This window comes from Streptomyces sp. NRRL F-5650, from assembly GCF_000721365.1.
In the GTDB taxonomy this organism is placed as follows: domain Bacteria; phylum Actinomycetota; class Actinomycetes; order Streptomycetales; family Streptomycetaceae; genus Streptomyces; species Streptomyces ardesiacus.
Genome location: NZ_JOGV01000024.1, coordinates 1 through 23,071 on the forward strand (window position 1 = coordinate 1; position 23,071 = coordinate 23,071).

Below are 23,071 nucleotides of genomic sequence, written 5' to 3' on the forward strand. Positions count from 1 at the left end.
AGGGCCGCCCCCGGCCACCCGGCGGCACACCACGACACCACCACCGTCGCCCCCACCGACCGACCCGACACGCCCCCGGCACCCCGCACCCCCGGCGCGCGCCGCGAACGCCGTGCCGTCGGCGGGTCCCCGCGCCACGACGGAGCCCCCGTCACCACGCTCCGCCCACGGACGCGTCCCGCCACCCCGGCGGCCACCGCCCGCCGCTCCCCTGCACCCCTCACCCGCCCGGCACCGCACACCCCCGGCACACACCACGGACGCGACGCGGCCACCGGCCCCCACTCCCGCAGGGCCGCCCCCGGCCACCCGGCGGCACACCACGACACCACCACCGTCGCCCCCACCGACCGACCCGACACGCCCCCGGCACCCCGCACCCCCGGCGCGCGACAGCGTCGTCGCCGGACGCCTCGACGCGGCCTTCGCCGATGCCGGGGTCACCGGGTGGCTGCATGCCGTGGACATCGACTCGGGGGCGCAGGTCGGGACCCGTGCGGAGCAGCCGGTGTGCACGGCCAGTGTCCACAAGCTGTGTCTCCTGGTGACGCTGCACGAGCTGGCGGCGGCCGGGACGCTGGACCTCACCGAGCAGGTCGAGTGCCCGCCCGCCGGACGCACCCCGGGGCCGACGGGGCTCGCGGCCATGCTCGACCCGGTGCGGCTGTCGCTGCGCGACGCGGCGTTCCTGATGATGTCCGTCAGCGACAACACCGCCGCCGACCTGCTGCTTCGCCGGGTCGGCCTGGACGCCGTCAACCGCACCACGGCCCGGCTCGGCCTCACCCGGACGCGGGCGGTGTACGGCTTCGGCGAGATGCTGGGCACCATGCGCGAGGACGCCGGGCCCGACGGCGCCCGGGCACTGACCGACCCGCACGTCATCACCCGGCTGCGCGCCCTGGACCCGGCCCGCACCAACCGCAGCACCCCCCGGGACATGACCCGGCTGCTCGGCGCGGTGTGGCGGGACGAGGCCTGCCCGCCCGAGTACGGCGCCGCGATGCGCCGGATCATGGGGCTCCAGGTGTGGCCGCACCGCCTGGCCGCCGGCTTCCCCTTCGACGACGTGCACGTGGCCGGCAAGACCGGCAGCCTGCCCACCCTGCGCAACGAGGTGGGCGTCGTCGAGTACCCCGACGGCGGCCGCTACGCCGTGGCCGTCTTCACCCGCACCGCCCACACCGCGGCCGTGCTCCCGGCGGCGGACGCGGTGATCGGCACCGCCGCCCGGATCGCGGTGGACGCGTTGCGGGCCCCCTGAGGGAGCCCCTCCTGGGGCCCCCGGGCACGGCCCGCGTCAGGCCGCGTTGTCGCGCCAGCGCCCGCCGCTCGGCGCCGAGTCGAAGCGGGTCGACGCCGAGGCGTTGCCGCCGAAGTCGTTGCCGGAGACCCGGCCGCCCGTCCAGGTCGCCTCGGGGGCGATCCACACGGCGTGGACCTGGGTGCGGGGGTGCCCGTCGTCCCGGACGCGGTTGCCCTGCACGTACGGGTGGGTCACGGCGGCGGCCGCGGTGAGGCCGGCACGCGGGGCCGGGCAGTCCGGGAGGCGGTAGGCGGCGCCGGGGCCGGGGGTGCCGCCGGGCCAGGCGGTGCCGGCGCCGGGGCGCACCGGGGCGAGGGTCAGCTCGGTGGCGGTGTTGTCGACGACCACGGCGGTGACGTCGCCCCGCTCCGGTCCGGCGCCGACCGTCAGCTCCTTGCCGCGGTGGCCGCCCGGGAGCCAGTCGGCCCGCTCGTCGGTCAGGGACAGCGGCCCGCAGTGGACGCCCTCGCCGCCTCCGCCGGTCCGGGGCGCGGCGCGGCGGCCGTTGCCGCGGATCCGGTTGCCCAGGAACGCGGGCTCGTGCAGCGGTGCGTCGACGCGGACGCCGTCCAGCGCGTTGTCATGGATGTCGTTGGACTCCAGGACGATGTCCGTGGCGGGCTCCTGGTCGCCGCCGGCCAGGTTGTGCTCCCAGTAGCCGTACCGGCCGTTGTTGCTGATCCGGTTGCCGTGGAAGCCGTACGGCCCGGGAGTGTTGCCGAGCGCGATCCCGTCCCCCGCGTTGGCGTCGATCACGCAGCCCGTGACGAGGCCGCCGCGCCCGCCGACGTTCGTCGTGCCCTGCGCCGACACGTCGAACCCGGCGACGTGGTTGCCGAGCATGGTGCAGCCGGTGACGAGCAGGCCGTCGGCGCCCCAGTCGGAGATGCCGTAACGGTTGTCCTCGGTGTGGCAGGAGGTGATGCGGATGCCGCGCGGCGGGACCCAGTCGTCCTGCTGGAGCTCGAGGAAGATGCCGTTGGTGCCGTTGCCGCGCGCGGTGCAGTCCGTCACCGCGAGCCGTTCGACCGGCCCCCACCCGCCGACCCCGATCCCGATGCCCGCGCCGCCCATGTCCTCGCCGGGGTCCTGCCGCCCGCACCGCTCGGTCAGCACCCCCTCGACCACCGTGTCCTGGAGGAAGTCGCACCCGAAGCCGGTGGCGGCGGTGTCGTGGACGTACAGGTCGGTGAAGCGCCCGCGCAGCACGTACTGCAGACCCAGCCCCTTGGCCAGGACGTCGTACTCCTCGGTCCGCACCCGCAGGCCGTCGATCTCGAAGTGGGCGAAGGTGACGTCGGCGATGTGGTGCTCGCGCCCGGCGCCGTGCTGCGCGGTGGTGAACCAGGCCAGCGGCACCGGCTGCGCGGGCGCGCCGGGGTTGGACAGCTCGAAGCACGTGGCGCCGCGTCCGGCGCCGACCAGCGAGACCCCGCTGCGCCACAGGACCGGCCGGTCCCGGATCACGTACCGTCCGGCGGGCACGCGCACGGTGCGCGGCCGTCCGTCCGCGGCGGTGGCGTCGCCCAGCGCGTCCACCAGTTCCTGCAGGGCCGGCCGGTCGTCGGCGACACCGTCCCCGGTCAGGCCGTAGTCGTGCGCGTCGGCCGTCAGCGGCACGGTCATGGGTGCTCCTTCCACCGGTGACGCGGCCGGGACGGGGACCGAGGCCGGTGCCGCCCCGTGCGGCCCGGGTACCAGCCACCGGACCCTCCCAATCACGGGCAGCACAAGTCCGCACAAGTACGGACACATGAGGCGCTTTATGCCATATGGGGGTAGATAATCAGAACATGAGTACGGCAACGGATGTAGTGCTGGCCTCGGGCGAGGTCAAAGTGACGGTGGCCTTCATCATCGGGCTGGTGATCGCCGGCGCGTTGATCTGGGCCGTGCGCGCGGGCCTGCGGGTCATGGACCGGGAGCCCGGCCGCCCGCGTGCCGACGAACAGCCGCACCTCCCGGACACCGGCGCCGTCCACGAGGAGCGGGAGATACGGGAACCCGACGAGATCCCCCTCAACGAGGACGGGAGCCCGCGGCTCATGCCCTACCAACTGCACCACGCCGGCAGCCGCCGCGGCGACGACCAGCACCGGCGCCGCTGGTCGCCGGGGTCGAGCGGGTCCTTCGGCAGCGGTGGACCGGGCTGAGCCGCCGGGGCCGGGGTGCCACGGCGCACGGCAGGCACCGGCCGTGGGCTCCCGCGCGGGCCGGGTGAGGCGGCCGTGACCGGCGAGAGCACCGCGTCGCCCGGGACGAACGACACGGCCACGGGTGCGGATGCGGGTGAAGATGCGGGTGCGGGCGACGGCGCCCCCGCCGCCTTCACGGACGAGGACTACGCGGCCCGCATGGAGCGCACCGCGTACCAGGCCGCCGCCCTCGGGTTCGCCGGGGTGCTGGTCACCCCCGGCCCGGACCTGGTGTGGCTGTGCGGCTACCGGCCCACCGCCCCGGCCGAACGCCTCACCCTCCTAGTCCTCACGGCCAACGCACAACCCCGGCTGCTGGTGCCGGCACTCGACCGGCCGACCGCCGAGGCGGCCCCGGGCGCGGGCGCGCTGCGCGTCTTCGACTGGTGGGAGGGCCAGGACGCCTACGCCGCCGCGGCCGGGCTGCTGCGTCCGCACGGCCGCTACGCCGTCTCCGACGCGACCTGGGCACTGCACCTGCTCTGCCTCCAGAAGTCCCTCCCGCTCGCCGCCTACCAGCCGCTGTCCGCCGTCCTGCCCATGCGGCGCGCGGTGAAGGACGAGCACGAGGTGGCCCGGCTGGCGGCCGCGGCAGCGACGGCGGACGCCGCGTACGAGGAGGTGCTGGGGCTGCGCTTCGCCGGGCGCAGCGAACGCGAGCTGGCCGCCGACCTGGCCGGGCTGCTGCGCGGGCCCGGCCGCAGCCGGGTCGACTTCACGGTCGTCGGCGCCGGACCCCACGGGGCCGACCCGCACCACCGGCCCGGCGACCGGATCGTCGAGGACGGCGACATGGTCGTCCTGGACTTCGGCGGCCTGCGCGACGGCTACGGCTTCGACATCGCCCGCACCGTCCACGTCGGGGAGCCGACGGACGAGGAACGCCGGGTCCACGAGACCGTACGGGCCGCGCAGCGGTCGGCGTTCGCGGCGGTGCGGCCCGGGGTGTCCTGCCAGGAGGTCGACCGGGCGGCCCGCGCGGTGCTGGAGGAGGCCGGACACGCCGGGCACGGCGCGCACCGCACCGGACACGGCGTCGGCGTCACCACCCACGAGCCGCCCTGTCTGGCGGAGGGCGAGGAACAGCCGCTCGAACCCGGCATGTGCTTCGCCATAGAGCCCGGCATCCACCTCCCGGACCGCTTCGGCGTCCGCATCGAGGACGTCGTGACCTGCACGGAGGACGGTGGCCGGCGGCTCAACACCGCCTCGCACGAGCTGGTGGTCGTCCACTGATCCGACGGACTGGTCCGGGCTCGTCCGTGATCGTCCGGGTTCGTCCGGGCTCGTTTGGGCTCGTTCGGGCTCGTCCGGGCCAGGGGGACCGCGCGGAGTCCGCGTAAGGTCACCGGCACCCCGCCCACCGTAAGGAGCCCCGCCGTGACGTCCCCCTCCGAATCCGACCAGCAGCAGCCCGTCCCGGTGATCATCGACTGCGACACCGGCGTCGACGACGCCCTGGCCCTGCTGCTGGCGGTCCGCCACCCGCGCCTCGACCTGCGCGCGGTCACCTGCGTGGCCGGGAACACCGACGTGGCGGGCGTCGTGCGCAACACGCTGACCGTGCTGGAGCGGGCCGGCGCGCCGGACGTCCCCGTCGCCCGGGGTGCCGAGCGGCCGCTGATCGAGGGCGTGCGCACGGCGCGGCACGTGCACGGCGCCGACGGCATGGGCGACCTCGGACTGCCCGCCCCCACCCGCGCCCCCGCCGACGTGGACGCGGTGACGCTGCTGCGCCGGGAGATCCTCGCCTCACCGCGCCCGGTCACGCTCGTCCCCACCGCGCCGCTGACCAACATCGCCCTGCTGCTGCGCACCCACCCGGAGGTCACCGGCAACATCGAGCGGATCGTGTTCATGGGCGGCGCGGTGGCCACCGGGAACGCGACGCCGGTCGCCGAGTTCAACGTGTGGCACGACCCCGAGGCGGCCGCGATCCTGCTCACGGCCGGGGTGCCGATCACGATGTACGGGCTGGACGTCTTCGAGCGGGTGATCGTGCCCGGCGCGCACGTACGGCGGCTGCGCGCGAGCGCCGAACCCGGCACCCGGCTCGCCGGCGACCTGCTCGCCCACCGCGGCCCGGCCACCGACGCGTCCGACCCGGGCGGCGGGCTCGGCGACGCGGGCGCGGTCTGCGCGGTGATCGACCCGGAGGGCCTGACCACGCGGCGGCTGCCCGTCGAGGTGTCCCTCGCCCCCGGTCCGGCACGCGGTCAGACGCTCGTCGACCGGCGCCTGCGCGCCGGCGAGTCCGAGCTGCACGAGGGCGTGCGCGAACAGCCGCTGGTCGACGTGGCGTTGGACGTGGACGTGGCCCGTTACGTGGAGCTGTACCTCGGGGCGGTCGAGCGCACGGAGGCACAGCCCCCGGCGCGTCGCGGGCGCACGGGTTCGCTTTTCGGGTGATCTGGACAGACGTACCTGATCAGATCGGTTCCCGTCGCCCGCACGTACCGACTCGGCATCTCGAAGGAGGCCGCGTGACCGTACGCAGCACCCCCAGCGCCGCCAGCACCCCCGACCTGTCGTCCCAGGACCCCAACTGGTGGCGGCAGGCCGTCATCTACCAGGTCTACCCCCGCAGCTTCGCCGACGCCGACGGCGACGGGCTCGGAGACCTGCGGGGTGTCACCCAGCGCCTGGCCCACCTGGCCGCGCTCGGCGTCGACGCCCTGTGGCTGAGCCCGTTCTACCCCTCCGAACTCGCCGACGGCGGCTACGACGTCGACGACTACCGCGACGTCGACCCGCGGCTGGGCACGCTGGACGACTTCGACGCGATGGCCGCCGAGGCGCACCGGCTGGGCCTGAAGGTGATCGTCGACCTGGTGCCCAACCACACCTCGCACCGCCACGCGTGGTTCCGCGAGGCGCTGCGGGCGGGCCCGGGTTCGGCGGCCCGCGACCGCTACGTCTTCCGGGACGGCCGGGGCGAGCACGGGGAACTGCCGCCCACCGACTGGCAGTCCGTCTTCGGCGGCAGCGCCTGGGAGCGGGTGCCCGACGGACAGTGGTACCTGCACCTGTTCGCACCCCAGCAGCCGGACCTCAACTGGGAGAACGAGCAGGTCCGCGCCGACTTCCGCACCACGCTGCGGTTCTGGTGCGACCGGGGCGTCGACGGCTTCCGCGTCGACGTGGCGCACGCGCTGGTCAAGGACCTGACCGAGCCGCTGCGCGACCTCGGCGCCCCCGAACTGAGCGGCGAGGCGGCCCTGTCCCGGTTCGCGCCGGGCACCCACCCCTTCTACGACCGCGACGACGTCCACGAGGTCTACCGCGACTGGCGCAAGATCCTCGACTCCTACACCCCGCCCCGCACCGCGGTCGCCGAGGCATGGGTCCCGGGTGCCCGGCGCGTGCTGTACGCCCGCCCGGACGAACTCGGCCAGGCCTTCAACTTCGAGTACCTGCAGACCGGGTGGGACGCCGCCGAGCTGCGCGAAGTGATCACCGGCTCGCTGGCCGACGCGCGGGCCGCCGGCGCCTCGGCGACCTGGGTGCTGTCCAACCACGACGTCGTCCGCCACGCCACCCGCCTCGTGCTGCCGCCGGGCACCGACACCGACGCCTGGCTGCTGTCCGGCGGCCACGCGCCCGCCGTCGACACGGCGGCCGGGCTGCGGCGGGCCCGCGCGGCGACGCTGCTGATGCTGGCGCTGCCCGGCTCTGCCTACCTCTACCAGGGCGAGGAACTGGGACTGCCCGAAGTGGCCGACCTGCCCACCGAGGTACTCCAGGACCCGATCTGGGAGCAGACCGGGCACGTCCGCAAGGGCCGCGACGGCTGCCGGGTGCCGCTGCCGTGGACGGTGGACGGGCCGTCGTACGGCTTCGGCGCGGGCGCGGCATGGCTGCCGCAGCCACCGTCCTTCGCCCGGTACGCCGTCCAGGCCCAGGACGGGGTGGCGGGCTCGACGCTGGAGCTGTACCGCACGGCCCTGCGCCTGCGCCGCAAGCTGCTCGACGGCGAGGAACTGACCTGGTCGGACGAGGTTCCGGCGGGGGTGCTGCGGTTCGACCGCTCGGACGGCTGGCGCTGCGTCACCAACCTCTCCGCCCGGACGGTCGACCTGCCGGCCGGCGAGGTCCTGCTGAGCAGCGCGCCCCTGGAGGACGGCCGGCTGGGCCCGGACACGACGGTGTGGCTGGGCCTGTGACGGTCCCGCCCCCTTGACCCGGACAGCCGTGCGCGCCGGCGGCGGGGCGTGAACGGCGGTGCCGTGAAGACGCGGCAGCCGCAGTCGCCCCGCCCGGCACCACCGACGGCACGGCCCCATCGGTGAGGAACGCCCCGGTGCCCACCACGCCCCGGGGCACGGGCCGATGGCCGGAACGGGCCCGAGCCCACCGCTGATGCGCCGGAACCCAGCACGACCGGACCGCCCGCCCCGCCCGGTGGCACGGCACCGGCGATCAGAAACAGCCCCGGCAGCCACCGCACCCCGGGCACGGGCGCACAGCCGGGACAGGCCCGCCCCCAGCGCTGACGCGCCGGAACCCAGCACGACCGGACCGCGCCCCCGCTGGCCCCGGCACGCCGACCGGCGGCACGGCACCGGCGGTCGGGCATGGCCCCTACAGCGGCGGTGCCGCCGGTGCCGGTCCCAGGGTGGTCGTGCCCGGGGCGGTGCGGTGGCCGAGGCCGGTGCGGTAGGCGTCCAGGGCCGCCTCGACGCGGCCGGTGCGGCGCAGCAGGTCGCCGAGGAGCCGGCACAGGTCGGCGAGGTCACCGGCCGCCCCGGCCCGCTCCAGCAGGCTCAGCGCGCGGACGTAGTGCTCCTCGGCGGCCTCGGTGTCCCGGGCGTCCTCGGCGATGATGCCGAGCAGCCGGTGCGCGCCCGCCGCGTGCACGGCGCCGCGCTCGGAGGAGAGGTCGTCGAGGACGCCGTGCAACAGCTCCGCGGCCTCCTGCGACTTGCCCCGCCGGTGCAGCACGTCCGCCAGCTCGACGGCGACCTGGCTGCTGTAGAGGGCGGCGCGGCTGGCCGACAGCATGCCGAGGGCCTCGCGCATCTCCGCCTCGGCACGCCGGAGTTCGCCCTGCTGCGCACAGACGTACCCCCGCATCCAGTGGCAGTTGGCCAGCTCGGTGCGCAGTTGCAGCGTCCGGTACAGCTCGGCGGCCTTGGCGAGCGAGGCGTCGGCGTCGGCGAGGCGGCCCTCGGCGAGCAGGGTGCGGGCGACCGACCGGTGCATGTGGGCCACCAGCGCGGGATCACCGGCGCTGGGGGCCAGGGAGAGGGCGAGTTCGGCCGCCTGGGCGGCGCGCGCGTGGGCGCCCATGTCCATGTACGGGCCGATCGAGCTGGCGTACAGCAGCAGCAGCGCGTCCGGATCGTGCAGGCCACCGCGGTTCAGCTCGTCGAGGGTGGACTCCAGCAGGTAGACGGCGTACCGCAGTTCACCGGCGAGGTAGTGGGACAGGGCGCGTCCGCGTACGGCGGGGACGCGGGCGGGCAGCGGGGCGCCGGCGTCGGCGAGGCACTGCTCGGCCCGCTCGAAGTACTGGCGTCCGGCGACCAGTTCACCTGTCTCCACCGCGCACTCCCCGAGCCCGAGCAGCGCGGCGGCCCGCTCCTCGGCCAGCTCGTACGCCTCGGCCTCGGCGAGCAGCTCGGCGTACTGCCCGGCGGCCTGTTCGGCGCCCTCGGCGGCGAGGGTGCGCTGCGCGCCGGTCAGCCGCAGGCGCAGGTCGGTGGCGAGGTGGGCGGGGCGTCCGGTGGCCAGCTCCTCGTAGCCGACGCCGAGTCGCTCGGCGAGGTAGCGCAGGGCCTCCTCGGAGGGGCGGACGCGGCCGGCCTCCAGGGTGGAGATGTACGCGGGCGTGTAGGCCGGCTCCGCGAGCTGGCGCTGGGTCAGCCCGCGCTCGGCGCGCAGCCGCTGCACCCGGCGTCCGACGGCGTTTCGGTCGTCACGATCCCCCACTGCCAACTCCCCATGACGCTCTTGCCGTTCGGCTCGGACGGCTCTAGGTTAAACGGCGTATTAAGTGCGCTTAACCGTGCTTGACACAAGCCCCTGATCCCACCGAGGACACCGTGCCCGTACGCACCCGCACCGCCGAACGCTACGCCAGGGCCGCCGCCGCCGGCGTCGTCACCGTGGCCGCTCTGCTGCTGGCCGCCAACGCGGCCCCGGCGGACGCGGAACCGCGCTCTTCCTCCCCGGCACAGGTGTCCGGCACCGCCCCCGCCCAGGACGGCCTGGCGACCGCGGCCCGCTAGGGCGCGGAGGGGCCCGGTCCCGGTGCCGCGGCTCAGCCCTGGGTCTGCAAGCGGCTCAGTTCGCGCCGTACGTGGTCCAGGGCGCCCTCGCGGCGACCCGGCACCCGGCCGCGCAACGCCGCGAGCGGCGGGCCCAGTTCGCGGGCGCTCACGGCGTCGCGGATGCGTCCCCACTGGTGGTGGGCCCGGTCGACGGCCGCCTCCACGGCGGGCGCCTGCGGGGGCTGCCCGGCGCCGAGCCGGACCTCGGCCACCGCCAGCCAGGCCCGGCAGCTTCGCACCGGGTCCCCGGCGAACATCGCCAGGTCGGCCCGGACCTCCGTCCAGTGCAGGGCGTCCTCGGAGGCGGGCCCGTGGGCGTGGGCCGCGGCCCGCTCGTGCCGGGCGGCGAGCGCGTCGGCGTCCCCGTGCCGCCCGGAGCGCACGGCGGCGGCGATGACGGCGTGCGGGTCGCCCGCCACCGGCCCCGGCGCCGTCAGCACCAGGTCCGCACCGGCCGCCGCACCTGCGGCCGCGGCGTCGGCGGCGGCCCGGGCCAGCGCCTGCTGGTGCAGCTCGTCCGGCGGCGGCCGGTGCCCGCTGCGCAGGATCGTCGCAACGCCCCGCATGTACGCCGGTACGGCCACCGTCCGCCGGGCGGGCGGCGGCGCGACACGGCCGTAGACGGCGTTGTTGCGCCCGCAGTCCAGCGGTCTGGTCCGCAGCCACTGCCAGGTCTCGTGGTCGGCGTGCAGGTCGAGCAGCAGCGTCGTCGCGCCGCTCGGCCGCAGCCGCAGCTCCTCGCGGATCCAGTGCCAGGGCAGGGCGGTGTAGCGGACGTTCGCGGGGGTCGTGCGGGCCAGCGCCAGGTGCGGCAGGCGCTGGCGCCGATCGAGCTGGAGCTGCCCGGCGACGTAGACGGTGAGCGGTCCGGGGGCCGCCGCCGCGGCCCGCAGCCGGGTGAGGACGGCCTGCGGCTCCAGCGGGTCCGCCAGCTCGACGACGTTGGCCGTGTCCGCGCCGGAGAGCACGGCGGGCGGCACGGCCGCGAGCACGGGGAGCACGGAGGCGGCGTCCACCAGGCACCCGCGGCCCACGGGCGCCGCCGCGAGCAGCAGCACGGTTCCGGGCATGGCCCCTCCCCTGTCGAGCAGTGCCGGGCACTGTCCTCACCGGTCGATCACGTACGGCAGCACGGTAACCGCTGCGGCCGCGGGGCGGGGCACTCACGCGTCGCCGGGCTCCTCCCGCCGCGGCCCGCGCCGCCGTACCGCGAAGACGGTGGTGTCGTCGGACAGCCGCCCCCGGCAGTGGCGCAGCGTCCCGTCCCGGACGAGGGCGACCAGGCGCGCGGGCGCGGCGTACCGGTCGTCGGCGGCGAGGGCACGGGCGATGTCGCCGGCCGGGCGGTAGAAGCCCCCGGCCGGGTCCCGGGCCTCGGTCACCCCGTCGGTGACCACCAGCAGCGTCTCGTCCGCGGCCAGCGGCAGCCGGCGCACGGGCGGTACCGCGTCCGGCCCGCCCGGCAGGAGCTCGGCCATGCCCAGGGGCAGCCCGCCCGCGACCGGCAGGACGCGCACGCCGCCGGGCCCGACCGCCATCGGGGGCTCGTGGCCGAAGACCACGGCCTCCACCGTGTCCGGCAGGCCGGGGGAGAAGCCGATCAGCACGGCGGTGGCGAACCGGTCGCCGTCGGACCGGCCGAGGGCCGCGGTGTGCCCGCGGTGGCGCACCATGCGGGTCTCCAGGCGCTCGGCGACCGTCGCGAGGTCCGGCTCGTGGTAGGCGGCCTCGCGGAAGGTGCCGAGCAGCGCGGCGGCCGTCTCCACCGCGCCCAGGCCCTTGCCCTGCACGTCGCCGACGAGGACCCGGGTGCCGTGCGGTCCGGGCTGGATGTCGTAGAAGTCGCCGCCCACGCGGGCCTCGCTGTCCGCGGGGAGGTAGACGGCGGCGTGGTCGAGCCCCCCGAAGCCCGCCGGGAGCGGACGCAGCACGGTACGGCGGGTGGTGTCGGCGATGTCCCGCATGTGCAGCATGCGCCGCTCGCCGCCGACGCGGAACGCGGCGGCGACCACGGCGATACTCCCGCCGAGCACGACGAGGACCAGACCCGGCAGCCCCGTCTCGTCACGGTGCTGCCAGACGGTGTCGGCCATGACGTAGACGACGAGCGAGAGCACGGCGAGGACGGCCGTCCCCCGCACCCCGCAGATCGCGGCGGCGACCCCCGGCACCAGCACCGTCCAGGAGATGATCTCGAACGCGCCGGTGGCGACGTCGCCCGCGGCGATGCCCACGAGCAGGAGCAGCGGGAACAGCCAGGCGACCGTGCGGCCGCGCACGCTGAGGAGCTCGTGCCGGGACACGGCGTCCCCCTGACCGGCGGCGTGCACGAGCCGGCCGAGCGGCCGCCACCGGGCGCGCAACGGACTGCGGACGCGACCCCTCACGGGCCTCAGCGAAACACGCCCCCGCCCGCCCCGCATCCCGACTTGCCGCCCGGGGCACCCCGGTGTGCCCTGGTAGACGGGGGCAGGGCAGACGGGGCGACGAGGCAGAGGAGTGCTCTCATGGCTCACGCGGTACCCACACCCGGAACGACCGCCGGCACCCGCACCGGCACGGGCCCGACCGGGCCGGTGCGGCGCACGACGCCCGACGTCCTGGGCCCGAGGACCCACCTGCTGGTGAAGTGGGGGCTGCCCGTCGTGACGGCCCTGGTCTACGGCTACTGGGTCGCGTCCGTCCGCCGCCACGGCGGGCCCATCACCGGCTGGAACCTGCTGACCGGCTTCATGTCGGCGCTCGCGTTCGTCATCCTGTACTTCGCCCTCCGCGCGGTGACCCGGCGCCTGCCGCCCGAGATCCACGCGGCACTGTGGGGGGCGTTCGCGGGCTGCGCGCTGGGGTTCATCTACTCCGGCAGCGGCGTGGCCATGTTCACGTCGATCCTGGCGTCCCTGCTGCTGGCGGGGGCGGTGACGGCCGGGCTCGTCTACCACTACTACACGCGCCGGGACCCGGGGCGAGCCGGGCGCTCCCGCACCACCTGACCGGCTCGTCCCGGGCGGCCATATGCAGTCACGCCGGTCGCCCCGGACCGGCCCGGGGGTTTGGCTGAGAGCGTGTCCGCACGCCTGCGGGGCGCCCTGTCGGCCGCCCTGATCGCCCTGGCCTGCCTGCTCGCGCCGTGCGCGACGCTGGCGGGCTGGTCGGTGTACGCGCTGGCCGACACCGGCCGGTACGTCGCCGCCGTGGCACCGCTCGCCGACGACCCCGACGTACGGGACGCGGCGGCCGACACCCTGGGCGCCGGGTTCGCCGGCATCGTCGACGAGGTCACGGCCGGCCCCGTCAACGGCACCGTGCGGCTCTTCGTGCGGGACGCGGCCCGGTCGTTCACCCGGACGGAGGCCTTCCACGAGGGCTGGGACGAGGCCAACCGCACCGTCCACGCCGCCGTGCTGCGCGCCCTGCGGGACCACGCGGCGGCCGGACACCCGGTCACCGTCGACCTGGCCCCCGTCACCGAACGCGTGCGGGACCGGCTCGCCGAGGACCACGTGCCCTTCGCCCGGCGCATCCCGGTCCGGCACACCGCGGTCACCCTGCTCACGGCCCCCGAGGCGGACCGGCTCCGGGAGGGCTACCGCATGCTCGACGTCGCCGCCCTCTGGCTGCCACTGGCGGCCGTCGTCTTCGCGGTCGGCGGCATCGCCGTAGCCGCCCGCCGCCGCCGGGCCCTCGCGGCCGCCGGCCTCGGCACCGCCCTCGGCGGGGCGCTGCTCGCCCTCGCCGTCGTGCTCGGCCGCCGGCTCACCGTCGCCGAACTCCCCGGCCCGGTGGACGGCCCCGCCGCGGGCGCCGTGTACGACGCCCTCACCGAGACCCTGCGCACCGTCTCCTGGGTCCTGGTCGCCCTCGGCCTCACGGTCGCGCTGGCCGCCTGGCTCACCGGCCGGCACCGGCGCCCTCGGCGCCGCTCCCCGGAGCAGCCCGTCACCGGGCCGGCGCCGCCCCGGCCGACGCGCACCGGCCCCTGAATCCCGTGGCGGGGCCCGAAACCCGACGGCTACGCTCCCCGACCATGACGCAGACCATCCCCGGGACCCGGACGACGACCCTGTGGCGCCCCACGGGCCCCGAGGAACTCGCGCTCGTCGAGGCCTCCGGCTGGACGGCCTGGCCGCCGCGCCTGCCCGAGCAGCCGATCTTCTACCCGGTCCTCAACGAGGACTACGCGGTCCGCATCGCCCGCGACTGGAACGTCCCCGCCTCCGGCTCCGGCTACGTCACCCGCTTCGAGGTCGACGCGGAGTTCCTGGAGCGCTACCCGGTCCGCCGGGCCGGCGGCGAGACGATCCTCGAGCTGTGGGTGCCGGCGGAGGAACTGGCGGAGTTCAACCGGCACATCGTCGGCCGCATCGAGGTCGTACGGGAGTTCCACGCGCGGGCGTAGAACTCCCGTCCGCCCCGGCGCCGCCCGGGTCGGCTCAGACGCCGATGTCGCGGCCGTCCGCGCGCCACACCGCGACGACGGCCGGACGCACGATCTTCCCCGGCCCGTCGGGCCAGGTGCTGGCGGGCTGCTCCACGGAGGCGCCGTCGACCTCTCCCGGGTGCTGCACCGCGACCAGCACCCGCCGGTCCTGGACGAGCGGTCCACAGGTCTCGGCGCCGGTCGGCACGGTCAGGAACTGCTTCAGCTCACCGCGCCGGTCGCCCTTGGTCGCGACGCCGAAGAGCCCGTCGTGGCTGCCGAGCGCGTTGCCGTCGGTGGAGATCCACAGGTTGCCGTGGTCGTCGAAGGCGACGTTGTCCGGGCAGGAGATCGGGCTGACCCGGTCCTTGGGGAAGCCCGCGAAGTACGTCGCCGGGTCCTCCGGATCACCGGCGACCAGGAACAGCGACCAGGCGAACGCGGTGGCGTCGGCCCGGTTCCGGTGCTCGGTCAGCTCCAGGATGTGCCCGTGCTTGTTGGAGTTGCGCGGGTTGGCCTCGTCGGGGCCGGCGTAACCGGCCTTGCCCCGGTTGGAGTTGTTGGTGAGGGCGACGTACACCTTGCCGGTGACCGGCGACGGCTCGATGTCCTCGGGACGGTCCATCTTGGTCGCGCCGACCTTGTCCCCGGCCAGCCGCGTGAAGACGCACACCTCCTCGGCGCTCATCCCCTCCACGTGCGAGACGGCACCGCGCTCGGTGGCGGTGACCAGCGGGATCCACGTCCCGGAGCCGTCGAACTCGCCGTCGGCCGGCAGGGTGCCCGTCCCGTCGATCTCGGTCGCCGGGGAGTCGCCGGTGAGCCTGGCGACGTACAGGGTGCCCTCGTCGAGCAGCGAGAGGTTGTGCTCGCGCGCCCAGCGGGAGTTGCCCTGCCGCATCCGCTTGCTGCCGACGAACTTGTAGAAGTAGTCGAACCGCTCGTCGTCGCCGGTGTAGACGACCGGACGCCCGTCCTGCGTCAGCCGCACGGTCGCGGCCTCGTGCTTGAACCGGCCGAGCAGCGTGTGCTTGCGCGGCGTGGAGTCGGGGTCGTACGGGTCCAGCTCGACGACGTACCCGAACCGGTGCACCTCGTTCGGCTCCTGCGCCACGTCGAAGCGCTTGTCGAACCGCTCCCACTTGCGCTCGGTGGCCCCGGTCCCGACCCCGTACCGCTTGTCGGTGGCGCTGGAGGCGTTGGCGAAGTACTGGTTGAAGTTCTCCTCGCCGTGCAGCGTCGTGCCCCACGGGGTGGTGCCGCCGGAGCAGTTGTTGAGGGTGCCGAGCACCTTGCGCCCGCTGCGGTCGGCGGAGGTCTTCACCAGGTCGGACCCGGCGGCGGGCCCGGTCAGCCGGAACTCGGTGGTGGCGGTGACCCGGCGGTTGAGCCGGTGCCGGGGGACGGCCGTGAGCCGGCCGTTCTTCTTCTCCTCCTCGACGGCGACGACGGACAGCCCGTGCGCGGCCCAGGCGGTCTCGACCTGCTCGCGCGTCGGGTTCTCGGGGTCGTAGCCGCGGAACATGAGCACCTCGTCGGTGTACTCGTGGTTCGCGACGAGGAGCTGACGGCCGTGCTCGCCGCGCAGCGGCAGCAGCGCGAGGAAGTCGTTGTTGTAACCGAACTGCCCCGCCTGCGCCTTGGCGCTCTGCTTCTCCGGGTCGAAGGCCGGCGCCCCGCGCAGAATGGGTTCACCCCAACGGATGACGACGTTCTGCCGGTACCCCTCCGGAACGGTCACGGTGTCGTCGGTGTTGGGAGCCACCGGCGCGAACCGCAGCCCCCGCGCACCGGACGCCTTGGAGGGCCCGCCGTGGCCCTTTCCGGCCGCGGGCGCGGCCTGCGCCGACGGCGCCCCCGCCACGCCCGCCGCCCCGGCGCCCGCCGCGGCGACGGTCACGACGGCGGCGGCCCGCATCATGGAACGGCGGCTGAGCGCACCGGCGATGACGTCACCGACGTACTCGTTGCCGCTGGTGTTCGGCACCTCGTGGAAGCAGGCGTCGCCACACCGGAAACGGCAGGTCATCGCGGACCGGCCGCCGGGGTGCGAACCGGACGGCGTTCCGATCAACGGCAGGAGCTTGCGCACTGTGTTCTCCCCTTGAGAATCCCTGGATGCCCTGGTGTCAGCGCGACCGTAGGCGCGCATGCGTGCGGGGACCGGGCATCGCGGTGAACGGAGGGTGAACCCGCGGAATCCTCGGGGGTCCTACGACGACGTCTCGATCCGGCCTTGACGCGTCACCGCTCGCATGTCAGACCCTGCACAAGATCACAAGCCGGGACCGCTAACCTTACGTGTCCGTCCTGGCCAGGGATTGACGGCACCAACTCACTCGAAGGGTTGCGCACATGGGCATTCTCACTCTCCTGCGGAACGCGTTCGGCCGGTCACGCAAAGAACGGGCCGCCCAGGCGGAGGGTGCGACGCAGGAGGCGGCACCGCCGGCCGTCGAGCCGGAGCCGAAGCTCCCGTCCCAGCCCGCCGCATCCCCGGAGCCGGCGGCCGAGTCCGCCCCGGCCGAGCCGGAGACCTCCCGGATCCCCGAGCCCCGCTCGGAACCCGCCCCCGACGAGCACGACCTCGTCAAGGCCGCCTTCACCAACGTCACGGTCCCCAGGCCCACGGAGCCGACGGCACCGACGGAGGCCAAGCAACCCCCGACCCCGGCCCCGGAGCCGACCCCGGCCTCCGAGCCGGAGACGACCCCCGAGCCAGCGGCAACGGCCCCTCATCCCGAGGCGACCCCCGAGCCGAAGCCGGAGGCCAAGGCGGAGCCGGAAGCCAAGCCGGAACCTGAACCGGAGCCCGAAGCCAAGCCCGAGCCCGAGCCCGAACCGGCCCCGGAACCCGCAGCCGCCGACGGCCAGGAAGCCCCACAGGGGCCACCCGCACCGGACAACGAAACCAGCACGGGCGGTGCGGGTGGGAACACCGACGCCGAAGGCGAAGCCGAGGCGCCCACAACAGCCGGCCCGCCGGAAGCACCCCGTGGGAACAGCGACGCCGAAGGCGCAGCCGAGGCGCCGAAACCCGCGACGACCGCCACCCGGCTCCGCCACCGCGCCCCCGCCCTCACCACCGCCTACAAGGCCGCCGGCACCACCCTCAAGAAGCACGGCCTCACCGGCACCCGCGCCCGGGTCCACCTCGTCCTCGACCGCTCCGCCTCCATGCGCCCGTACTACAAGGACGGCTCCGCCCAGGCCCTCGCCGAGCAGACCCTCGCCCTCGCGGCGCACCTCGACCCCGAGGCCACGGTCCACGTCACGTTCTTCTCCACGGAGGTGGACGGCACCGGCGAGCTGACCCTCACCGGCCACGAGAACAGGATCGACGAGCTGCACGCGGCGCTGGGCCGCATGGGCCGCACCAGCTACCACGCCGCCGTGGAGGCCGTCCTCGCCCACCACACCGAGAACGACGCCCCCGGCACCCCCGTCCTGGTGGTCTTCCAGACCGACGGCGCCCCCGACGCCAAGACCCCCGCCACCCAGGCCCTCACCAAGGCGGCCCAGGACCACCCGAACGTCCACTTCTCCTTCGTCGCCTTCGGCGACCCCGAGAACAAGGCCTTCGACTACCTCCGCAAGCTCAAGACGGGCAACGCCTCCCACTTCCTGGCCGGCGAGACCCCGAAGGAGCTGACCGACAAGGAGCTGTACGAGGGCGTCCTGTCCGCCTGGCGCCCGTAGCCGGGCCCAGCAGCCGCACGCACGTCCCTCGGGGGGGTGGACGAAGGGGAGCCCCCCCGTCCACCCCCCGAAACGCGTGTGAGCCGACCTGCACGGGCCCAGTAGGATTTCGACCATGGCGGCCACTGGATCAGAGAAGCAGGGGGCGAAGGCGTACTACGTCTCGACCCCCATCTACTACGTCAACGACGCTCCTCACCTGGGCCACGCCTATACGACCGTCGCAGGCGACGTGCTCTCCCGCTGGCACCGCCAGCGCGGCGAGAAGGTGTGGTACCTCACCGGCACGGACGAGCACGGTCAGAAGATCATGCGCACGGCCGAGGCGAACGGGGTCACCCCGCAGGCCTGGGCCGACAAGCTCGTCACGGAGTCGTGGAAGCCCCTGTGGGAGCACCTCGACATCGCGAACGACGACTTCATCCGCACCACGCAGAAGCGGCACACCGACCGCGTCCAGGAGTTCGTGCAGGACCTGTACGACAAGGGCGAGATCTACAAGGGCGGCTACGAGGGCCCGTACTGCGTGGGCTGCGAGGAGTACAAGCTCCCCGGCGAGCTGCTCGACGGCGAGGGCGTGTACGAGGGCCAGAAGCTGTGCCCCATCCACAAGAAGCCGGTGGAGATCCTCAGCGAGGAGAACTACTTCTTCAAGCTGAGCGAGTACAGCGAGAAGCTGCTCGCGCACTACGAGGCCAACCCGGGCTTCATCCAGCCCGAGTCCGCGCGCAACGAGGTCGTGAACTTCGTCCGCCAGGGCCTGCAGGACCTCTCCATCTCCCGTTCGACCTTCGACTGGGGCGTGCCGGTCCCCTGGGACGACAAGCACGTCATCTACGTCTGGGTCGACGCCCTGCTGAACTACGCCACGGCGGTCGGCTACAACGAGGACCCGGCGCGCTTCGAGTCGACGTTCCCGGCCGACGTGCACCTGGTCGGCAAGGACATCCTCCGCTTCCACGCGATCATCTGGCCGGCCATGCTGATGGCGCAGGGCCTGCCCCTGCCCGGGAAGATCGCGGCCAACGGCTGGCTGATGGTCGGCGGCGAGAAGATGTCGAAGTCCAACCTGACCGGCATCAAGCCGCAGGACCTGACCACCCACTTCGGCGTGGACGCGTACCGCTGGTACTTCCTGCGCGCGATCGCGTTCGGCCAGGACGGCAGCTTCTCCTGGGAGGACTTCTCCGCCCGCTACACCAGCGAGCTGGCCAACGACTACGGCAACCTCGCCTCCCGCGTGGCGGCCATGGTCAACAAGTACTTCGGCGGCGAGCTGCCGGCCGCGACGGCCGACGGGGACGCGGAGAAGGCGATCCACGACGGCCTGACCAGGGCGGTCGCGGAGGCCGACCGGAAGATCGGCGAGGAGCTGGACTTCCAGGGCGGCATCCTGGCGGTCTTCGACTTCGTCAAGCAGGTCAACGGCTACATCACCGAGCAGGAGCCCTGGAAGGTCGCCAAGGACGACTCCCCGGAGGGCAGGGCCCGCCTGGCCACGATCCTCTACACGGCCGCGGAGTCCCTGCGCGCGGTGGCGGTCCTGCTCAACCCGGTCATGCCGGACACCTCCCGCAAGCTCTGGGACTCCCTGGGCGCCGAGGCATCCCTGGGCGCCCTGGCGGACCAGCGGGTCCAGGACGCCGCGCAATGGGGCCGCCTCCCCGCCGGCGTCACGGTCACCAAGGGCGCGGTGCTCTTCCCGCGCCTCGAGGAGAAGCCGAGCGCGTAGTCACCTGTGCCGCGCGTACCGAGGCCCGGGAGCATCGTGCTCCCGGGCCTTCGCGCTGGGCGTCCGTCGGGTGGAACGGACACGGGTGGGTATAGGACGGTGGACGGCAGGCCAACGGGTGGGGGCTATGGGGGAACCGGGACAGGCGCGTCCGGACACGACTGCGGACACCGCCGCGGACACGGACGCGGACACCAACACCGCCGCGATCCGCAACGAACTGGCGCTGGAGCGCTACCGGTACGTGCTGCAGCAGATCCAGGCCGTGAACGAGAACGCACACCGCTTCCTCGCCCTCTACCAGACCCTGGCCACCGGCCTGGTCACCGCGGCGCTCGCGCTCTTCGTCGGGTACCGCAAGTGGGAGCTGGCGGCGGCCACCGCCCGGGGCGGGGTGATCGGTCTGCTGACGCTGACCACGGTGGTGGCCGCCTTCACCGCCACGCTGATCGTGGTGGGCGCCGTCGCCTGGCTCGACTACCGCCACGAGGAGTGCGACATCACCGACGAGTTCGTCGGACCGGGCTTCCGCAAACGTCCCCGCCCCGGCAACTACCTGCGCTGGTACGAGACGTACGTGGTGCTCTTCATCCTCGTGTCGGTGATCACCATGTGGGTGCTCGCCGCCCTGTTCCTCCTGCCCGGGATGAGGTGAGCGTCCCCCGTGACCGAGCACGTCCACATGAGCACGCCCCTGTGGCAGAAGACCCTGGCCGCCCGTCCGGGCGCCGACCCGCACTCCGGGCAGCGGGAGCGGCTGCGCACGTCGTACACCGAGCTGCGGCGCAAGGCGGGCGTCCTCCTGGAGGAGAACGCCCGGAGCATGCCCGACTTCACCGTGCACGACATCAGCCACGTGGACGCGCTGTGGGAGACGGCCGACCTCGTGTGCGGTGAGGGCGTCACCCTGAATCCGGCCGAGGCCTACGTCCTGGGCTGCGCGTTCGTGCTGCACGACGCGGCGATGGGCGCGGCCGCCTACGGGACGACGGTGCCCGAGGCGCTGGGGGAGCAACGGTGGTACGACCTCGTGTCGCTGGCCTACTACGAGCGGGAGGGCTGCTGGCCGGACCGGGAGGAGCTGGGGGACCCGCCCGCGGAGATCGCCGAGGCCTGCGTGGCGACCGCGATCCGCGAGACCCACGCGGAGCAGGCGAGGCGGCTGGTGGACCAGCCGTGGCGGTCGAGTGCGGGCAACGAGATCTTCCTCATCGAGGAGACCCAGCTACGGGAGTGGTACGGCCCGCTGATCGGCGAGCTCGCGGCCAGCCACTGGTGGCCCGTGGACCGCCTCGCCGGCGAGTTCCGGCACTCGATCGGGTCGCTGCCCTGGCAGCCCAGCGAGTGGATCATCGAACCGCTCAAGCTGGCCTGCATCCTGCGGCTCGCCGACGCCACCCAGGTCGACAGCCGGCGGGCGCCCGGTTTCCTGTTCTCCCTGCGGCGGCCGCGTGGTGTCTCGCGCGAGCACTGGAAGTTCCAGGAGCACATCAGCCGCCCCTACCGGAAGGGCGACCGGGTCACCTACAGCTCGCTGCGTCCCTTCACCCCGCAGGACGCCACCGCCTGGTGGCTGGCGCTGGAGTACCTGCGCGGCATCGACCGCGAGCTGAAGGCCGTCGACGCCCTCCTGCACGACCTCGGCCGGGACCGGCTCGCGGCGCGCGCCGTCGCCGGTGTCGACTCCCCGGAGCGCTTCGCGGAACTGTTCCGGGTGCAGGACTGGCGCCCCATCGACGCCACCGTCAAGGTCTCCGACAGCCCCGCGCTGGTCGGCACGCTCGGCGGGCAGCAGCTCTACGGGGACGAACCCGAGGTCGCCCTGCGCGAGCTGATCCAGAACGCCCAGGACGCCGTGCTGGCCCGGCAGACGCTGCAGCCGGACTTCCCACTCGGGCGGGTGGAGATCCGTCTGACCGAGGACGAGGAGGGCTGGTTCCTGGAGGTGCGCGACTACGGCACCGGCATGGACGAGGACACGCTGGTCCACGGGCTGCTCGACTTCGGCACCAGCGGCTGGAGCTCCACCGGCGTACGCAACCGGCTCCCCGGGCTGGCCGGCGGCGGCTTCCGGCCCAGTGGCCGTTTCGGCATCGGCTTCTTCTCCGTCTTCCTGCTCGGCGACCAGGTGGAACTGATCACCCGCAGGTACGACGCCTCGCTCGCGGACGCCCGTCGCCTCACCTTCGACGGCCCCTCCCACCGGCCCCTGCTCACCTCCGTCCCCGGGCAGGGCTGGGTGCACGAGGGCACGGTGGTGCGGGTCAGGCTCAGGACCAGCCCCTACGCGCTCAAGGGGTTGTTCAGCAGGTCCGACGACGAGCGGCTGGCCCAGCTCACCCGCCGTCTGGTCCTGGAGAACGCGGTCCCCATCCACACCTGGGAACCGAAGGCGGCCGACCCCGAGGTCCTTCCGCCGTTCTCCCTGGCGTCCGGGTCGCCGGAGGAGGTGTTCGACCGCCTCTATCCGCCCCAGGCGGCCAAGGGGCGCGCCGGGGAGGAGAAGTTCCGCCTGAGGATGCGCGACGACTTCGTCAGCAGGGCCACGGAGGTGCGGGACGACAAGGGGCAGCGCATCGGGATCGCCATGCTGTGGAGCAGCATGCTGCACCACGGCCAGCGCGACTACCCGGGCATCGTCACGCTCAACGGTTTCCGCTCCGACGCCTCGCTCTCGTTCGCGGGGTACCTCGCCGGGCAGCCCAGCCGGGCGTCCCGGGACAAGGCCGCGCTCGTCGCGGACCGGAGCCAGATGCAGCAGTGGATGCGCGGCCAGGAGCAACGGCTGCGCGACGCCGGGCTCTTCGACGACTCGCTCCAGCTCGAACTCGCCTACAGCCTGCACTGCGCCCTCCACCCGCTCGCCGACGACATCGCCTTCGCGCTGACGTCCCAGGGGGTGCTGCGCCTGTCCGACGTGCCCGAGTGGGCGGGCTCGCGCACCGAGATCTTCGTGGGTTCGGCTGGCCCCTGAGCTGGCGGACGCGCCCGCCCGAACTCACCCACCGGCTGTCGGGGGAAAGGGTCCGGATCCCCGACGACTGCGTCTTCATCCTCCAGTACGGCCTCGCCTCCCCCCTGGCGGAGGTGTTCCCGTCCACCGCGCACCGGGACACCGGGTACGAGTTCGCCCGCGACCACACCACGCACACCTGGCAGAAGCACTGGTGGCGCACGTCGGACGACCTGTACGGCCTCTTCCTCCGCACCCTGTGCGAGGTCTGGTCCTGCACGCTCGAGTCCCTGCTGGCCCCCCTGGAACGGCGGGACTGGTCGGACAGCATCGAGGTGGACGGCGAAGACCTCGGCCCCGTGCCGGGGTACCGGCTCCGCCGCCCGCCGCACGTCTGACGGCCGCGTAACACGCTCGCTACAGCACGGCCCCGGGGAAGAACCGTCCTTCTCTCCGGCCCCGCCCTTTGCGAGGATCGAGCGGACACTCGGCACACG

At 74.3% G+C, this 23,071-nt stretch carries 19 protein-coding genes; 14 read left to right on the forward strand and 5 right to left on the reverse strand.

Annotated features, from left to right (window positions below; translation table 11 throughout):
• The first annotated feature begins 451 nt into the window (after positions 1 to 451).
• Positions 452 to 1,264, forward strand: a complete 813-nt coding sequence (locus tag IG88_RS0121090) for a serine hydrolase (protein ID WP_051852000.1) — start codon at positions 452 to 454, stop codon at positions 1,262 to 1,264.
• Positions 1,265 to 1,300: 36 nt separating this feature from the next.
• Here the strand turns inward: IG88_RS0121090 and IG88_RS0121095 are convergent, their stop codons facing one another.
• Positions 1,301 to 2,932, reverse strand: a complete 1,632-nt coding sequence (locus IG88_RS0121095) for a right-handed parallel beta-helix repeat-containing protein (protein ID WP_107452245.1) — start codon at positions 2,930 to 2,932, stop codon at positions 1,301 to 1,303.
• Positions 2,933 to 3,099: 167 nt separating this feature from the next.
• Here IG88_RS0121095 and IG88_RS0121100 point away from each other — a divergent pair, with 167 nt between their 5' ends.
• From IG88_RS0121100 to IG88_RS0121115, 4 genes are all read left to right on the forward strand, one after another.
• The gene (locus tag IG88_RS0121100; RefSeq protein WP_031043379.1) at positions 3,100 to 3,459 is read left to right on the forward strand and encodes a DUF6479 family protein; all 360 of its coding nucleotides are present in this window, start codon (positions 3,100 to 3,102) and stop codon (positions 3,457 to 3,459) included.
• 201 nt (positions 3,460 to 3,660) lie between these two features.
• A complete protein-coding gene (locus IG88_RS0121105; protein WP_051852001.1) occupies positions 3,661 to 4,737 on the forward strand; it encodes an aminopeptidase P family protein in 1,077 nt (358 codons plus the stop codon).
• A 144-nt stretch (positions 4,738 to 4,881) separates the two neighbouring features.
• The gene (locus tag IG88_RS0121110) at positions 4,882 to 5,910 is read left to right on the forward strand and encodes a nucleoside hydrolase (RefSeq protein WP_051851996.1); all 1,029 of its coding nucleotides are present in this window, start codon (positions 4,882 to 4,884) and stop codon (positions 5,908 to 5,910) included.
• 74 nt (positions 5,911 to 5,984) lie between these two features.
• Positions 5,985 to 7,664, forward strand: a complete 1,680-nt coding sequence (locus tag IG88_RS0121115; RefSeq protein ID WP_031043387.1) for an alpha-amylase family glycosyl hydrolase — start codon at positions 5,985 to 5,987, stop codon at positions 7,662 to 7,664.
• Between the two features lie 418 nt (positions 7,665 to 8,082).
• Here IG88_RS0121115 and IG88_RS0121120 read toward each other — a convergent pair whose 3' ends face one another.
• Positions 8,083 to 9,432, reverse strand: coding sequence for a helix-turn-helix domain-containing protein (locus IG88_RS0121120; RefSeq protein ID WP_031043391.1), 1,350 nt, complete (start codon positions 9,430 to 9,432; stop codon positions 8,083 to 8,085).
• 113 nt (positions 9,433 to 9,545) lie between these two features.
• Between IG88_RS0121120 and IG88_RS0121125 the strand changes: the two genes are divergently transcribed.
• Entirely contained in the window at positions 9,546 to 9,731 is a 186-nt protein-coding gene (locus IG88_RS0121125; protein ID WP_031043394.1) for a hypothetical protein, read from the forward strand.
• 32 nt (positions 9,732 to 9,763) lie between these two features.
• Here the strand turns inward: IG88_RS0121125 and IG88_RS0121130 are convergent, their stop codons facing one another.
• Positions 9,764 to 10,843, reverse strand: coding sequence for a hypothetical protein (locus tag IG88_RS0121130; protein ID WP_031043395.1), 1,080 nt, complete (start codon positions 10,841 to 10,843; stop codon positions 9,764 to 9,766).
• A 93-nt stretch (positions 10,844 to 10,936) separates the two neighbouring features.
• On the reverse strand, positions 10,937 to 12,196 hold the full coding sequence (locus IG88_RS0121135; protein ID WP_031043401.1) for a PP2C family protein-serine/threonine phosphatase: 1,260 nt from the start codon (positions 12,194 to 12,196) through the stop codon (positions 10,937 to 10,939).
• 84 nt (positions 12,197 to 12,280) lie between these two features.
• On the opposite strand from IG88_RS0121135, the gene IG88_RS0121140 reads away from it, so the two are divergent.
• From IG88_RS0121140 to IG88_RS0121150, 3 genes are all read left to right on the forward strand, one after another.
• On the forward strand, positions 12,281 to 12,763 hold the full coding sequence (locus tag IG88_RS0121140) for a hypothetical protein (RefSeq protein ID WP_031043404.1): 483 nt from the start codon (positions 12,281 to 12,283) through the stop codon (positions 12,761 to 12,763).
• Between the two features lie 72 nt (positions 12,764 to 12,835).
• Positions 12,836 to 13,753, forward strand: a complete 918-nt coding sequence (locus IG88_RS0121145; protein ID WP_037836346.1) for a hypothetical protein — start codon at positions 12,836 to 12,838, stop codon at positions 13,751 to 13,753.
• A gap of 44 nt (positions 13,754 to 13,797) precedes the next feature.
• A complete protein-coding gene (locus IG88_RS0121150) occupies positions 13,798 to 14,169 on the forward strand; it encodes a hypothetical protein (protein ID WP_031043409.1) in 372 nt (123 codons plus the stop codon).
• A 34-nt stretch (positions 14,170 to 14,203) separates the two neighbouring features.
• Here the strand turns inward: IG88_RS0121150 and IG88_RS0121155 are convergent, their stop codons facing one another.
• Positions 14,204 to 16,282, reverse strand: a complete 2,079-nt coding sequence (locus IG88_RS0121155; RefSeq protein WP_031043411.1) for a PhoX family protein — start codon at positions 16,280 to 16,282, stop codon at positions 14,204 to 14,206.
• A 263-nt stretch (positions 16,283 to 16,545) separates the two neighbouring features.
• Here IG88_RS0121155 and IG88_RS0121160 point away from each other — a divergent pair, with 263 nt between their 5' ends.
• From IG88_RS0121160 to IG88_RS0121180, 5 genes are all read left to right on the forward strand, one after another.
• Entirely contained in the window at positions 16,546 to 17,889 is a 1,344-nt protein-coding gene (locus IG88_RS0121160) for a VWA domain-containing protein (RefSeq protein WP_031043413.1), read from the forward strand.
• A gap of 115 nt (positions 17,890 to 18,004) precedes the next feature.
• Complete coding sequence (gene metG / locus IG88_RS0121165; protein ID WP_031043416.1) at positions 18,005 to 19,621, forward strand: methionine--tRNA ligase; 1,617 nt, start codon at positions 18,005 to 18,007, stop codon at positions 19,619 to 19,621.
• Positions 19,622 to 19,748: 127 nt separating this feature from the next.
• Positions 19,749 to 20,276: a hypothetical protein gene (locus IG88_RS0121170; RefSeq protein WP_031043417.1), complete on the forward strand. Its 528-nt coding sequence runs from the start codon at positions 19,749 to 19,751 to the stop codon at positions 20,274 to 20,276.
• Positions 20,277 to 20,285: 9 nt separating this feature from the next.
• Entirely contained in the window at positions 20,286 to 22,595 is a 2,310-nt protein-coding gene (locus IG88_RS0121175) for an ATP-binding protein (RefSeq protein WP_051851997.1), read from the forward strand.
• Complete coding sequence (locus IG88_RS0121180; protein WP_031043422.1) at positions 22,547 to 22,972, forward strand: hypothetical protein; 426 nt, start codon at positions 22,547 to 22,549, stop codon at positions 22,970 to 22,972. The genes IG88_RS0121175 and IG88_RS0121180 overlap by 49 nt, the downstream gene beginning before the upstream one ends.
• Positions 22,973 to 23,071 lie beyond the last annotated feature (99 nt).